Genomic DNA, 13,963 nt, shown 5'->3' with positions numbered 1-13,963 from the left:
TGGCATTCCAGGGGGTTTCGGGTCACGGGTTGTGTAGGGGGTCTGCATAATCTCTGGAGTTCGCATGGGGAGGAACGAACACGTGGACGAACTCTGGACCGAGGGCGGGGCCGGACCGGACCAGCGCGCGCAGGGGCACCGGTGCCCGGAGTGCGGCGCGCCGCGCGGGCCGGACCACACGCCGTCGTGCGCCTGCGCCCAGCAGGCGTCCGACGCCCTGCGCGACGCGCGCACGGCGGAGGCGGCCGCGGCGGAGGCTTTCGACCCGCTGCGGATACGGCCGTACGTGGAGATCGAGACCGATCCGAACACCCCGGCCGACCCGCACCGCACGACGGACGGGCCGGACGGGCTCGACCGGCACACCGCACCACCGCCGGCCGGCGCGACGACGGATCCGGCGGTCCACCCGACGGCCGGTCCGCCGGCGGAATCGACGGAACTGACGCAACCGCCGGCACGGCCGGCGACGCCGACACCACCAGCACCACCGGCACCCCAAGCGCCACCACCGCTGCCCGCGGACATCACCATGTCCCTGCGCCGGATCGAGGCGCCCCCCACGCCCCCCGCGCTCCCCACACCCCTCGCCCCGCCGCCGGGCGCGCCGAGCGCGGGCGACCTGAGCCTGTTCGAGGGCACGGCGAGGGAACCGTACGCGGAGGCGTTCGAGGCTCCCGAGCCGCCGCGCCGCGGCCGTGTCCGGCGCCACGCGGCGCTGCTCGGGGCCGCGGGAGCGGTCGTCGTGGTCGTGGCGGCGGCCGGCTTCGCCGCCGGGCTGTTCTCCTACGAGACGCCGTCGCGCGACACCGCGCCGCCGGAGGACATCCGGGCGGCCGTGCCGGACACCGCGACCAGCGCGGTCTCCGAGCCCTCGGTCACGGCCTCCGCGTCCGTGACGCCGTCCGCCGGGTCGGCGTCGCCGTCCCCGTCGGCCAGTGAGAGCCCGTCGCCCTCGCCGTCCCCGTCGCGCTCCAGCGCCTCCCCGTCACCGTCCCGCTCGACCGAGCCGACCGGCGCCGCGACGAGCGCCGCCCCGACGCCCTCACTGGCTCCCGGCGACGGCGGCCAGGTCACCCCCCAGGTCCTGCGCCGCGGCGACAGGGGCCCCGAGGTGACCGAACTCCAGCAGCGGCTGCGTCAGCTGTACCTCTACAACGACCGGATCGACGGCAGATTCGGCGGCCGCCTCGAGGACGCCCTGCGCACCTACCAGTGGGCGCGCGGGATCCGCAGCGACGATCTGGGGGTGTACGGGGCGGAGAGCCGGGCGAAGCTGGAGGCGGAGACGTCGGAGCCGTAGAGCCGGAGCCGGCGCAGCCGTGGACCGCCGGAGCCGGCGGAGCCGTGGAGCGCCGGAGTCATCGGGGCCCTGGAGCGCCGGAGTCATGGAGAGCGCCGGAGCCGGGCCGCAGGACGGCCGCGGCGGCACCTTCCCGAGGTACCGCCGCGGCCGCACCTTCCAGAGGAAGCCGCGCCTACCCGAGGTGCAGCCGTACCGTCCCGTCGCCCGCCGGCTCCACCCGTACCCGCGTCAGGTCCCGCACCACCGCGTCCGGCCGGTGGAACCCGGCCCGCGGCCCGACCCCGACGACCCGCATCCCGGCGGAGCGGCCCGCCTCGATCCCGGCCTCGGAGTCCTCGAAGACCACGCAGTCGGCGGGAGCGACACCCAGTTCGGCGGCGCCCTTCAGGAATCCCTCGGGGTCCGGCTTGCTCGCCCCGACGGACTCGGCGGTGATCCGGACGGCGGGCAGCGCTAGCCCGGCCGCCGTCATCCGCGCCGTGGACAGCGCGACGTCGGCCGACGTCACCAGGGCGTGCGGCACCTCGCGCAGCGACGCGAGGAACTCCGGCGCCCCCGGCACCGGCACCACGCCGTCCATGTCGGCCGTCTCCTCGGCGAGCATGCGGGCGTTCTCCGCGTGGTTGCGCTCCATGGGCCGGTCGGGCAGCAGCAGCGCCATCGACGCGTACCCCTGCCGCCCGTGAACGACCTTCATGACGTCGTCGCCGTCCAGCCCGTGCCGGTCGGCCCAGCCGCGCCAGATGCGCTCCACGACGGCGTCCGAGTTGACGAGGGTGCCGTCCATGTCGAGCAGGAGGGCACGGGCGGTCAGAACGGTGGGCGCGGTGGTGGCCGTCATCGACGCAGCTCCGGAACGTGGGGTGGGGGGACAAGGCGGCCCCGCCCGCCGGTCAGGGAAAACGGGCGGGAGCCACTTTGTTTCCCTACGGTACAAAACGGATCCGCTATCGCGCCACCGCCCCGCGAAGCGTTCACTCACCGTTCAGCTCGCGCGGACGGTCAGGCGGCGACCGCCTCCCACAGGCTCCATGCCCCCAGAGCCAGCATGAGCAGCGCCGCGATCTTGGTGATGAGCCCCAGCGGAACCCGCTTCATCAGCGCCTTTCCGCCGACGATCCCGAGCCCGGCGACCGCCCAGAGCGCGAGCACCGCGCCGAGACCGACGGAGAGCGGGTCGTCGTAGCGCGCCGCGAGGTTCGCCGTCATGATCTGGGTGAGGTCGCCGAACTCGGCGACCAGGATGAGCATGAACCCGGCCCCGGCGACCTTCCAGAAGGACTGGTCGCGCGGCTTGCGGATCTCCTCGTCGCCGTCGTCCTTCTTCATCAGCAGCACCGCGGCACCACCGAGGAAGAGCACGCCCGTGACCGCGTGCACGATCTGCTGGGGCAGCAGCGTCAGCACGCTGCCCGCCGCGACGGCGAGCGCGACATGCAGCGCGAACGCGGCCGCGACACCGGCGAAGACGTACGAGGCGCGGTAGCGGGTGCCGAGGACGAGGCCGGCGAGCGCGGTCTTGTCCGGCAGTTCGGCCAGGAAGACGACGCCGAAGACGAGCGCCGTCACGGTGATGCTGATCAAAATCCCTCAATCGGTCGGGGCTGCCCCACCGAGAGTGCTGCACGCTGCGTTTCGCGACACCTCGGCACGGCAGCACACGGCTCCCGTGCCGTCGGGCACGGGCCTGCGCTGCTTGCCGAAGGTCTCGCTGGCCGACCCCGTGAACGAGGTCCGCCTCCGGGCGCCGGCTCAGACGAGCTGAGCAGTATGTCGACGGTCCGGCGAAGAGCTACTCCCCTTCTGCGCCATCCATAGTACGCGACTCCCCGGCGCGCCCCGAGGGCCGAAAGTCCCTCCGCACCCCTTGTTGTGTCATGTACACGTCATTAGCTTCTTACCCGGCGCACATCCCCCCGCAATGCGGCGCCGCGAGCATTCCCTCGCTCGCACTCCAACACCCCCACGCCCCAAGGGAGTTCGCATGCCGAAGTTCTACGCGCGTCGACAGGTCAGCGTACTGGCCGCACTCACCGGCCTCATAGCCTCGGTCGGACTTTTCAACTCCCCGACCGCCTCCGCCGCCCTCCCCACACCGGTCAGCGCCGCCACCGCCCGCACCTACCTCGCCTCGCTCACCGTGGCGACCGAGAACCGTACCGGCTACAACCGGGACCTCTTCCCCACCTGGATCACCATCAGCGGAACCTGCAACACCCGTGAGTACATCCTCAAGCGGGACGGTTCCAACGTCACCACCGACTCCGCGTGCGTCGCCACCGGCGGCAGCTGGTACTCCGTCTACGACGGCGCCACCTGGACCGCCGCCTCCGACGTCGACATCGACCACCTCGTCCCGCTGGCCGAGGCCTGGGACTCCGGCGCGAGCGCCTGGACCACCGCCCAGCGGCAGTCCTTCGCCAACGACGTGACCCGTCCGCAGCTGCTCGCCGTCACGGACAACGTGAACCAGTCCAAGGGCGACAAGGACCCGGCCGAGTGGATGCCCTCGCGCAGCGCGTACGCCTGCACCTACGTCCGTGCCTGGGTCCAGGTGAAGTACTACTACAACCTCAAGGTCGACTCCGCCGAGAAGACCAAGCTGAGCTCGGTCCTCAGCGGCTGCTGAGGCCGAGTCGGTCCGCCGGGTCCGCGCGGTCCATCCGGTCCGCGCCGGACCCTCCCCGTTCACCCCCGTCGTTCCGTACCGTACGGGGCGACGGAGGAGGGCGATCACCGTGGCGGAACTACGCCTGGGACCACTGCTGAGGTACGCCGACGGCTCGTCGGCGACCGTCTGGATCGAGGCGAGCCGTCCGTGCGCCGCCGAGGTGCGCTGCGCGGACGGCGCGGACGGCGCGGGCGGCAGCGCCCGCACCTTCCAGGTCGCGGGTCACCACTACGCCCTGGTGCCGGTGACCGGGCTCACACCGGGCGGTTCGCCGTCGTACGAGGTGTTCCTCGACGGCACACCCGTGTGGCCGCTGCCCGGCTCCCCCTTCCCGCCCTCGGTCATCCGCTCCCCCGACACCGGGGACGACGTACGGGTCGCCTTCGGCTCCTGCCGCTGGGCGGCGCCGGCCGCCGACGAGCACGACCCGGCCGGCCCCGACGCCCTGGACAGCCTGGCGGCCCGGATCGCCGCCCACCCGGACGGCGAACGGCCCGACGTGCTGGTGCTGTTGGGCGACCAGGTGTACGCCGACGAGACCTCCGCCGCCACCCGCCGCTGGCTGGCCGCCCGCCGCGATCTGCGGGAGGCCCCGGGCGCCGAGGTCGCGGACTACGAGGAGTACACCCGGCTCTACTACGAGTCCTGGCTCGACCCCGAGGTGCGCTGGCTCCTGTCCACCGTGCCCAGCTGCATGATCTTCGACGACCACGACGTCATCGACGACTGGAACACCTCCGCCGCCTGGCTCGCCGGCATGCGGACCACCTGCTGGTGGCAGGAGCGGGTGGTCAGCGGTCTGATGTCGTACTGGGTGCACCAGCACCTGGGCAACCTGTCCCCGGCCGAACTCGCCTCCGACGCCCTGTACGCGGCCGTCCGCGACACCCCCGACGGCACCGACGTCCTGCGCGACTTCGCCACCCGCGCCGACGCCGACCCGGCCTCCGTGCGCTGGAGCTACCGGCGCGACTTCGGCCGGGTACGGCTGCTGATGGTGGACAGCCGGGCCGCCCGCGTCCTGGAGGAGGGCGAGCGCGCGATGCTCGACCCCGGCGAGGCGCGGTGGCTGCGGGCCCAGGCGCTGGACGCGCCAGGGTCCTGCGACCACCTCCTCATCGGCACCTCCCTGCCCTGGCTGCTGCCGCATCTGGTGCACGACGCCGAGGCGTGGGACGCGGCACTGTGCCGGGGCGAACGCGGCGAGCGCTGGGCCCGGTTCGGGGAGCGGCTGCGGCAGGGCGCCGACCTGGAGCACTGGGCGGCGTTCCCGGCGTCCTTCGAGGAGCTGGCCGAGCTGATCGCCGAGGCCGGTTCCGGGACGGAGGCGCCGGCGACGGTGCTCGTGCTGTCCGGAGACGTGCATCACGCGTATGTCGCCGAGCCGTCGTGGGCCCCGGGGGCCGGACCGGACGCCAGGGTGCTGCAACTGACCTGCTCCCCCGTCCACAACTCGATCCCGCTGTCCATACGGGTGGGCTTCCGCTTCGGCTGGAGCGCCGTCGCGCGGCTGCTCGGCCGTCGTCTCGCCCGGCACGGCCGCTGCGCGCGCCCGTCCGTCGACTGGCGCAAGACCGGCGGCCCGTGGTTCGGCAACCAGCTGATGACGCTGACGCTGCGCGGGCGTTCGGCGGTGCTGCGGCTGGACCAGGCACAGCCGGGCGGGGAGTTGAGGACCGTGAAGGAGTCCGCCCTGACCCTCACCTGAGAGGCGGCCGGGCGCGGCCGGGGCACCTGCCCGCGCGGGGCGTGCGGGGCGGCCGGGGTGAGTGGGGCACGCGTTGGCTTCCGCGGCACGCGACGGCATGATGAGGCGGACCGTCCGCTTCCCTCGGGCGGTCTGCTCCATCTGCGCCCCACACGCCCGGGAGTTACCCTTTTGTTCCCCATGTCCGCGCCGAACCCGCCCCCGTCGCCCGCACCGAACGCGGAGGACGCCGCCGGTCCGGCCGTGACATCGCTCTCCGTGGCCCTGGTCGGGGCAGGCCCCCGCGGCACCAGCGTCCTGGAACGCCTCTGCGCCTCCGCCCCCGAGCTGTTGTCACCCGGCGTCCGGCTGACGGTGCACGTCGTCGACCCGGCGCCGCCCGGCCCGGGCCGCGTCTGGCGCACCGCGCAGTCCGCCGAGCTGCTGATGAACACCGTGGCTTGTCAGGTCACGCTCTTCACCGACGACAGCCTGGACTGCTCGGGCCCGGTCCGCCCGGGTCCGAGCCTGTACGAGTGGGCGGACGGCTCGCTGGGCCCGGACGAGTACCCGACCCGCGCCACCTACGGCCGTTATCTGGAGTGGGTGTTCGCGAAGGTGGCGCGCGAGGCGCCGGAGACCGTGCGGGTGCGGACGCACCGGGCACGCGCCGTACGGCTCGACGACTGCTCCGACGGCCGTCAGCGGCTGACCCTCGACAACGGCGTGGTCCTGCCCGGCCTGTCGGCCGTGGTCCTCACCCAGGGCCATCTGCCGACGGCCACGGACGACTCGCGCCGACGCCTGGCGTCGTACGCCGAACGACACGGCCTGCGTCACATACCGCCCGCCAACCCGGCCGACGTCGATCTCGACGCGCTCGCTCCCGGCGAACCGGTGCTGCTGCGCGGCCTGGGGCTCAACTTCTTCGACCACATGGCCCTGTTGACGACCGGCCGGGGCGGCCGCTTCGTCCGCGACGGGCGGCTGCGCTATCTGCCCTCCGGCCGCGAGCCGCGCCTGTACGCGGGATCCCGGCGCGGCGTCCCGTACCAGGCGCGCGGCGACAACGCCAAGGGCCCGTACGGCCGGCACCTCCCGCTGGTGCTCACGCCGGAGGTCGTCGCGGGCTTCCGCAAGCGCGCGGACTCGGGCGAGGCGCCCGACTTCCTGACGGAGATATGGCCGTTGGTGGCGAAGGAGGTGGAGACGGTCTACTACACCGCGCTGCTGCGGCACCGCCACCCCGACGTCACCGAACGCTTCCTCGCTCTGCCGCCCGGCGCCCCCGAAGAGGTCCTGCTGCTGGACGAGTTCGGCGTGCCGGGTGCCGACCGCTGGTCCTGGAGCCGGGTGTCGCGGCCGTATACGGAACGGGACTTCGCACACCCCGGGCAGTGGCGCGACTGGCTGCTGTCGTATCTGGGCGAGGACGCCGAGCAGGCCGCCCTGGGCAATGTGCGCGGCCCGCTGAAGGCGGCCCTGGACGTGCTGCGGGACCTGCGCAACGAGCTCCGGCTGATCGTCGACCACGGCGGGCTGGCCGGCGCCTCACGACGGGATCACCTCGACCACTGGTACACCCCGCTCAACGCCTTCCTGTCCATCGGCCCGCCCCGGCGCCGCGTCGAGGAGCTCGCGGCCCTGCTGGAAGCGGGCGTCGTCGAGGTGCTCGGACCCCGGCTCCAGGTGCGCCGCGCGGACGGGGCCTGGCTGGCGCACTCCCCCGACGTGCCGGGATCGGCGGTGCGGGTGACCACCCTCGTGGAGGCCCGGCTCCCGGAACCGGACCTGCGCCGCACGGGCGACGACCTGCTCGCCCGGCTGCTGAGGACCGGGGGGTGCCGTCCGCACACGGTCGACGGCTACGAGACGGGCGGACTGGACGTGACCCGGCGCCCTTACCGGCTGATCGACCGCCAGGGCCGCCCGCACGAGCGGAGGTTCGCCTTCGGAGTGCCCACGGAGGGTGTGCACTGGGTGACCGCGGCGGGCGCCAGACCGGGGGTGGATTCGGTCACGCTCTCGGATGCCGACGCGGTGGCCAGAGCGGTCCTCCGCACCGCGGGAGCGGAGACGGAGAGGGAGGAGAGGGAAAGGGCGGAAAGGGCAGAAAGGGAGACAGAAACGGGGACAGAAGCGGAGGCGGAAACGGAGGCGGAAACGGAACCGGCCGCGTGGCCAAATGTTGAACTTGCAAGCACGAATTAGGTGCTCCTAACCTGGGTCGCTCGTTCGGTACCGCCGCCCCCACCGGCCGGTCCGGCTTCGGATCGGCCCGTCCGCAACCGAAGGAGCACCCCCCACATGTCCGCTCGCCTCAACCATGCCCAGCCATACGTCCTCGGCTTCTTCCGCATGGTCGTCGGCCTGCTCTTCGCCGCGCACGGCGCCGCCTCGCTGTTCGGCATCCTCGGCGGTGCCGCGGGCACCGACGGCGGCACGCTCGACGCCGGCGCCTGGCCCGGCTGGTACGCGGCCGTCATCCAGCTCATCGGCGGCACCCTGGTCCTGCTCGGCCTGGGCACCCGCGCCGCCGCGTTCGTCTCCTCCGGCTCCATGGCGTACGCCTACTTCCACGTGCACCAGGAGCACGCCCTGTGGCCGATCCAGAACGGCGGCGAGCCGTCGGCGATGTTCTGCTGGGCGTTCCTGCTGCTCGTCTTCACCGGTTCCGGCGCCTTCGGCCTGGACCGGCTCCTGGTGCGCCGCACGGCGACACGGGGCGAGCGGGCTCCGGAACCGGCGCCGGTCACCGCCTGATCCCCCGCGCGGGCGCCGGTTCCGGCTCCGCCCCCGGCTCCGGAACCGGCGCCGCCAACCGGCACGCCACCCACCCGCCCCCGACCGGGTGAGGGCTCTGCGGTGAAGGCTCTGCGGTGAAGGCTCCGCGCCGAGCACCGGCGCCCCCCGTGAATCCCGTGTCACACCCCAGGCGTACGCTCTATGGCTGTCAATGGCCGCCCCTGCCGCTCCCTCGCGACGTCGCGGTATGCACGGCCACGGGGGAGTAACGCGGGAGTAGCAGTGCTGGAGGATGTGGGGGCGCTGACGGGCAGTCCATGGATCTACGCCATGGTCGCCGTGTCGGTCCTCCTCGACGTGTTCGTACCGGTGCTGCCGAGCGGCGTCCTGGTCATCACGGCCGCCACGGCGGCGGCCGCGGGCTCGGGTGCCGCGGCCGGACAGGTACCGGGCCAGGTCCCCGACATCCTGTTCCTCATCCTGTCGGCCGCCACCGCCTCGGTCGTCGGCGACCTGGCGGCCTACCGGCTGGCCTGGCTGGGCGGCGAGCGGCTGGACCGCGCGATCGCCCGCTCGCGTCGGCTGCGTACCGCGCAGGAACGTCTCGGCGCGGCCCTCGCCCGGGGCGGCGGGGCCCTGGTCGTGCTGGCCCGCTTCGCCCCCGCCGGACGCTCGGTCGTCTCTCTCGGCGCGGGCGCCGCCCACCGCCGGGCCCGCGACTTCCTGCCCTGGTCCGCGCTGGCGGGCCTCTCCTGGGCCGTCTACAGCGTGGCCCTCGGCTACCTCGGCGCCCACTGGCTGGGCGCCACCTGGCTGGCCACCGGCGTGTCCGTCCTGGCGTTGTTCGGGGCGGGCGCGGGAGCCGCGTACGTGATGCGCCGCCGACCGGCGGCCTGACCGGGAAAGCCGCCTCCGGGACCTGACCCGGGGAGCTCAGCCCGGCTGCCGGGCCGCCTGTCCCCGGATCTCCAGGCCGTCCAGGAGGTCGGCCGTGGCCTGCGCGATCACGTCGACGGCACGCTCGAACACCTCCTGGTTGTGGGCGGCGGGAGCACGGAATCCGGAGATCTTGCGCACGTACTGGAGGGCGGCGGCGCGGATCTCCTCCTCCGTGGCCTCCTCGGGCAACACCGGCGGGCGAAGTGTCTTGATGCTGCGGCACATGTCTCCAGTGTGACCCCCCGGGCACCGGCCCGACAGGGGGTCCGGCACCCTGCCCGGCCCTCGGATCACAGCCCCTCAATAGAACTCTTGTTCGGAACACTCGTTCGCATGAACCTCCGGTGGAAACTCGCACCGCAAAATCGAACAGGCGTAGCATTGCCGCGTGGCTACGACCTATGACTTCCCCAGTGACCTCCGCTCCGGCCAGGAGGAGCTGCATCAGGTCCGGGCCGAGCTGTCGGCCCTGCTGAAACGGCTCCCCTGGTCGGTCGAGCCGCTGGACGGCTTCAGCGACGACAACGGCTGGCGCCGGGTGGAGCGCCCCGCTTCGCCGGGCTGGACGGCGGACGAGCAGGCCGAGGTGGAGAAGCTCCGGCAGCGCGAACACGAGCTGGCGGTGTTCGTGAGCGGTCACCGGTTCTGGGCGGAGGTCGGCGCCGCGGACCGGATGGAGGCCCGCACCCGGCTCAAGCACGCGCACGAGATGCCCGCCGGGGACGACGGCGAGTAGCGCGCCCGGCCCGAACGGGACGACTCACCCTCGCCGGAACAGGCACCCCTGGACGACCGGAACACACGCCGCCGACACCACGGAACGCGCGGAACAACGCCTCCGGGCAACGCGAAGGGCCCCCGCGATCACTGCGGGGGCCCTCGCTCCGACGCGTACGCCGGTCCTGGTGGGCGCGGACGGTTTCGAACCGCCGACATCCTGCTTGTAAGGCAGGCGCTCTACCCCTGAGCTACGCACCCAGGACGAGTCGACAGCCTACATTGCCCGGGGCACTGTCCCGCAAACGCGAATCCGGGCCGGTACGGGGGCTACCCCCACCCGCGATCCGGGAGTGCGCCGGATCCCCCGGCGGCGCGCCGGTCCGTACGGTCGTAGTCGTCCGGGTCGGCATCGGCCCGGCGTCCGTCAGGGGGAGATCACCATGAGCCGTACCGTTCCCGCCACCGCCCGCGCGGCCCTCGCCGCCGGTGCCGTCGTGGTCGTCGTCGCCACCGCCGCCGGCTGCGGAGCCTCCGCGGGGGACGACAAGGACCCCGACCACCGGTCGTTCGCCCTGCACGGCCGCACGCTGACCGTCGACTCCGACGACTCGGCGCTGGAGATCGTCGCCGCGGACACGAACCCGGCGGGCCGGATAGCGGTCACCCGGTGGTTCCAGGGATCCGTGGCCATCGGCGGGGACCCCGAGGTGACCTGGTCCATGAAGGACGACCGGCTGGTGCTGCGGATGAAGTGCACCGGCGTCGTGGCCGACTGCGCGGCCAAGCACCGGATCGAGGTGCCGCGCGGAGTGGCGGTGCGGGTCGAGGACGGGGACGGCAGCGTGCGGGCGCGCGGGTTCGAGGACGCGCTGAGCATCCGTACGGGCGACGGGTCCGTGCACGTCAGCGACTCCACCGGGCCGCTGGAGCTGCGCTCGGGCGACGGATCCGTACGGGCCGACGTCACCTCGCGGCGGGTGAGCGCGCACAGCGGCGACGGCTCGATCCGGCTCGAACTCGGCGCCGTACCGGACCTGGTGGAGACCCGCAGCGGCGACGGGTCCGTCACCGTCGCGCTGCCCCGGGCCACCTACCGCGTGACCACCGAGACGGGGGACGGCGCGGTGGACGTCTCGGTGCCCCGGGCCGACGACAGCCCCCATGTCGTGTCCGCCCACACCGGCGACGGGAAAGTCACGGTCCGCATCGCGAACTGACCGGCCCGTGTGTTCGTCCCTAACCGGTGGGAGAATGAACCGGGCAGGGCGGATCACAGCACGGGAGAGGGATGTGACGGCGACACCAGGAAAGCCGTACTCGCCGTCGGTGCCGGGGGCGCCCCCTCCCGCGCGGCGCGCGCTGCGGGACACGCTGACCCTGCTGGGTCTGCCGCTCGTCGTGGCGCTCGCGATGCCCGCCGCCTTCGCCGGCGGCGGCACCCGGCGCTGGTTCGGCGGGCGGTCGGAGAGCCAGCGGGCCGAGGCGCAGGCCGCGAAGGACGCGGCCGCCGCCGCGTTCTACGAGCTGGACACCGCCCAGCGCGATCTGCGGATCTCCATCGAGACGATCACAGCCGTCGACGCCACCCCCGCCGCCCGGCGCTCGGTCGCCGACTTCGAGGCGATCGGCGGCCGGATCGACGAGGCCAGCCGCCAGTACATCGACGCCGTCGACGCGCACGACCTCGACCGCGACGACCTGGAGGCGGCCGCCGCCGGCCGCGCCCGCACCGACTTCACCCGGGCCAAGGACGAACTCGACCGTGTCAAGCGGGAGCTGGACCGGTTCACGGACGGCCTCGGGCCGCTGCTGGGCAAGGCCGAGACCCAGCTGGCCCGGCTCGCGCCCGCCGTGGAGCGGGCCCGGCAGGGGCTGCTGGGCGCGTCGAACGCCCTGGACGGCGCCCGGGAGGCCGGACTGCGGGCGGACGACCTGGCCGCCCGGCTCGCCGCCCTCGGCCCGGAGCTGACCCGGCTGAACCAGGGGGCCGGACAGCACGGCGTCCCGCAGACGCTGGAGCGGGCCGAGCGGGTGTCCCGGGAGGCCGAGGCGATCCGCGCGGAGGCCGGGCGACTGCCGGAGAAGGCAGCCGAGATCGACCACCGGCTGGTGTCGCTGCGCACCCGGGCCCAGGCGCTCACCACCCGGGCCGGGCAGGTCGACCCGGTGCTCAGCGAGCTGCGGCGGCGGTTCTCGGCCGCGTGCTGGCAGGACCTCCAGCAGGTGCCGGAGCAGGCCGGGGAGAACGTACGGCAAGCCGAGCTGAAGCTGGCCCAGGCGCAGACCGCGCGGGACGCGCAGCGCTGGCCGGACGCCACCGCGCTGCTGTCGACGGCGCGGGCGCTGCTCAACACCACCGACGAGGCGGTGTCGGCCGCCGGTGACCGGCTGACCCGGCTGAACGCCGTGCAGAAGGACCCGCGGCAGGAGATCGACCGGACCCGGTTCGCGATCCGGGACGCGCAGCGGCTGGCCATGGCGGGGCGTTCGACGCCGGACCCGCGGCAGGCACGGCCGCTGGACGAGTCGGTGGCCCGACTGGAGCGCGCGATCGGCACGCTGGAGAGCCGCCACCCCGACTACTGGCACTTCCTGACGGAGACGGAAGCGGTACGGCGGACGGTGGCAGGGGTGGTCTCGCAGATCCGCGAGGAGCGCGGCGCGGGGAACTGAACACCCCGGACCGCCCGTGCGACAGGGTCCACGCGACCCTGCCGCAGGGCGGTCCGTACCGATCAGGTGCGGTAGGCGTAGTACGCCGCGTTCGGGTACGACGCGACGAGGCTCGCCACCGAGCGACGGTAGGTGTTGTTGGAGTGGTACGTCACGTACGGCACGCCCTGCGGGCTCTTGTACGTGACGATCATCGTGTGGTCCTTGGACCCGTCCTTGTCGAAGTCCATCTGGAGGACGTCGCCGACCTCCAGCTGGTAGACGTTGGCGAGGCTCGTGGTCCGCTTGGAGTTCTGCGCGAACCAGGACCACTCGTTGACGCCGACGAACGAGTCCGACTGGATGTCCGCGGTGCCGAACCACTTGGTGTAGTCGTACACGTAGCCGGGGACGTGCTTCCAGCCGCCGGCCTTCAGGGACTGGCTGACGAAGTTGGTGCAGTCGCCGCCGGCACCGTGCCCGTTGTAGTCCGGGTAGGCGGTGTTGTACTTGTTCCAGTACTTCTCCGCGTACGTGGCCATGGCCTTGTAGTCCAGGGCCCCGCCGGTGAGGGTCTTGGGCTTCGCAGCGGCGGGGTACGTGGTCGCCGCACGGGGGGCCGACGGCATGGTGTCGTCGGCCTTGGCGGCCTTGACGGAGGGCTTGGCCACCGTGTTGACCGCGAGGCCCGCGTCGGTGTCCTTGATGTCGGTCAGCCGCCAGGTGCCCTGCTGGTCGGCGGTGAACGTCAGCTCGTGGTGGGCCTGGAAACCGGTGGTCCTCGGCTCGTCGCCGCGGACCTTGGCGTAGGTCAGGGTCGTCGTCTCGGTGACCGCGACCTTGGCCTTGCGGCCCTTCACGTTCGTGGCGTCCAGCGTGACCGTGGTACCGGCCTCGCTGTACTTCTCGCCGGCCTTCGCGAGCCGGCCCTTGCGCTGGTCCAGCGTGGACAGCGCGGTGTCCTCACTGCGGGACACGCCCGAGGACACCTGGACGTCCCCGGAGAAGCCCTGCGTCAGCGGCTTCGCGCGGTTGCTCTGACCGCCGGTGACCAGGGCGTCGGTGCGGTCGGTGAAGACCGCGTCCGCCAGCCGCTGGAAGGTGGCCTTCGTCTTGGCGTCCACCGTGGGGTCGTCGACGACGGCGGCGCCCGCGCTCCAGTTGGGCAGCAGTGCCACACCGGCGACGACCGATGCGGCGGCCGCCCCGAGTATGGTCGCGCGGCGGCGCGTACGGCTCAATT

The 13,963-nt window shown here is 73.3% G+C and carries 13 protein-coding genes and 1 tRNA gene; 9 read left to right on the top strand and 5 right to left on the bottom strand.

The window, feature by feature from the left end:
• Positions 1-82: 82 nt before the first annotated feature.
• Complete coding sequence (locus ACWCQK_RS16635; protein WP_451155860.1) at positions 83-1,303, top strand: peptidoglycan-binding domain-containing protein; 1,221 nt, start codon at positions 83-85, stop codon at positions 1,301-1,303.
• Positions 1,304-1,478: 175 nt separating this feature from the next.
• Here the strand turns inward: ACWCQK_RS16635 and ACWCQK_RS16630 are convergent, their stop codons facing one another.
• Positions 1,479-2,147, bottom strand: a complete 669-nt coding sequence (locus ACWCQK_RS16630; RefSeq protein WP_451155859.1) for an HAD family hydrolase — start codon at positions 2,145-2,147, stop codon at positions 1,479-1,481.
• Positions 2,148-2,308: 161 nt separating this feature from the next.
• Positions 2,309-2,890, bottom strand: a complete 582-nt coding sequence (locus tag ACWCQK_RS16625) for a TMEM165/GDT1 family protein (protein ID WP_451155858.1) — start codon at positions 2,888-2,890, stop codon at positions 2,309-2,311.
• A 400-nt stretch (positions 2,891-3,290) separates the two neighbouring features.
• Between ACWCQK_RS16625 and ACWCQK_RS16620 the strand changes: the two genes are divergently transcribed.
• The 5 genes from ACWCQK_RS16620 to ACWCQK_RS16600 all read left to right on the top strand — a co-directional run bounded on the left by ACWCQK_RS16620 (position 3,291) and on the right by ACWCQK_RS16600 (position 9,306).
• Complete coding sequence (locus ACWCQK_RS16620; protein WP_451155857.1) at positions 3,291-3,935, top strand: HNH endonuclease family protein; 645 nt, start codon at positions 3,291-3,293, stop codon at positions 3,933-3,935.
• A 109-nt stretch (positions 3,936-4,044) separates the two neighbouring features.
• The gene (locus ACWCQK_RS16615) at positions 4,045-5,685 is read left to right on the top strand and encodes an alkaline phosphatase D family protein (protein WP_451155856.1); all 1,641 of its coding nucleotides are present in this window, start codon (positions 4,045-4,047) and stop codon (positions 5,683-5,685) included.
• 180 nt (positions 5,686-5,865) lie between these two features.
• Positions 5,866-7,875, top strand: coding sequence for an FAD/NAD(P)-binding protein (locus ACWCQK_RS16610; RefSeq protein WP_451155855.1), 2,010 nt, complete (start codon positions 5,866-5,868; stop codon positions 7,873-7,875).
• A 96-nt stretch (positions 7,876-7,971) separates the two neighbouring features.
• The gene (locus ACWCQK_RS16605) at positions 7,972-8,427 is read left to right on the top strand and encodes a DoxX family protein (protein ID WP_451155854.1); all 456 of its coding nucleotides are present in this window, start codon (positions 7,972-7,974) and stop codon (positions 8,425-8,427) included.
• A gap of 264 nt (positions 8,428-8,691) precedes the next feature.
• A complete protein-coding gene (locus ACWCQK_RS16600) occupies positions 8,692-9,306 on the top strand; it encodes a DedA family protein (RefSeq protein ID WP_451155853.1) in 615 nt (204 codons plus the stop codon).
• A 36-nt stretch (positions 9,307-9,342) separates the two neighbouring features.
• Here ACWCQK_RS16600 and ACWCQK_RS16595 read toward each other — a convergent pair whose 3' ends face one another.
• Positions 9,343-9,573 (bottom strand): DUF2277 domain-containing protein, encoded by a 231-nt coding sequence (locus ACWCQK_RS16595; protein ID WP_451155852.1) that lies wholly within the window; start codon positions 9,571-9,573, stop codon positions 9,343-9,345.
• A 163-nt stretch (positions 9,574-9,736) separates the two neighbouring features.
• On the opposite strand from ACWCQK_RS16595, the gene ACWCQK_RS16590 reads away from it, so the two are divergent.
• A complete protein-coding gene (locus tag ACWCQK_RS16590) occupies positions 9,737-10,084 on the top strand; it encodes a hypothetical protein (protein ID WP_451155851.1) in 348 nt (115 codons plus the stop codon).
• Positions 10,085-10,251: 167 nt separating this feature from the next.
• Here the strand turns inward: ACWCQK_RS16590 and ACWCQK_RS16585 are convergent.
• Positions 10,252-10,326, bottom strand: a tRNA-Val gene (locus tag ACWCQK_RS16585).
• Between the two features lie 182 nt (positions 10,327-10,508).
• On the opposite strand from ACWCQK_RS16585, the gene ACWCQK_RS16580 reads away from it, so the two are divergent.
• On the top strand, positions 10,509-11,285 hold the full coding sequence (locus tag ACWCQK_RS16580) for a DUF4097 family beta strand repeat-containing protein (protein ID WP_451155850.1): 777 nt from the start codon (positions 10,509-10,511) through the stop codon (positions 11,283-11,285).
• 73 nt (positions 11,286-11,358) lie between these two features.
• Entirely contained in the window at positions 11,359-12,741 is a 1,383-nt protein-coding gene (locus ACWCQK_RS16575) for a hypothetical protein (protein ID WP_451155849.1), read from the top strand.
• A 62-nt stretch (positions 12,742-12,803) separates the two neighbouring features.
• Here the strand turns inward: ACWCQK_RS16575 and ACWCQK_RS16570 are convergent, their stop codons facing one another.
• Positions 12,804-13,961, bottom strand: a complete 1,158-nt coding sequence (locus ACWCQK_RS16570) for an amidase domain-containing protein (protein WP_451155848.1) — start codon at positions 13,959-13,961, stop codon at positions 12,804-12,806.
• Positions 13,962-13,963: the final 2 nt, after the last annotated feature.

It is taken from the genome of Streptomyces sp. NPDC002306 (genome assembly GCF_053593435.1).
Note: the sequence above shows the minus strand (reverse complement) of the source record. Positions and strands in the feature narration are given on the sequence as shown.

What these genes read in the sequence shown, in the direction of transcription:
- ACWCQK_RS16630 (WP_451155859.1), bottom strand. Translation starts at nt 2,147, where the DNA reads ATGACGGCCACCACCGCGCCCACCGTTCTGACCGCCCGTGCCCTCCTG.
- ACWCQK_RS16620 (WP_451155857.1), top strand. Translation starts at nt 3,291, where the DNA reads ATGCCGAAGTTCTACGCGCGTCGACAGGTCAGCGTACTGGCCGCACTC.
- ACWCQK_RS16610 (WP_451155855.1), top strand. Translation starts at nt 5,866, where the DNA reads ATGTCCGCGCCGAACCCGCCCCCGTCGCCCGCACCGAACGCGGAGGAC.
- ACWCQK_RS16605 (WP_451155854.1), top strand. Translation starts at nt 7,972, where the DNA reads ATGTCCGCTCGCCTCAACCATGCCCAGCCATACGTCCTCGGCTTCTTC.
- ACWCQK_RS16595 (WP_451155852.1), bottom strand. Translation starts at nt 9,573, where the DNA reads ATGTGCCGCAGCATCAAGACACTTCGCCCGCCGGTGTTGCCCGAGGAG.
- ACWCQK_RS16580 (WP_451155850.1), top strand. Translation starts at nt 10,509, where the DNA reads ATGAGCCGTACCGTTCCCGCCACCGCCCGCGCGGCCCTCGCCGCCGGT.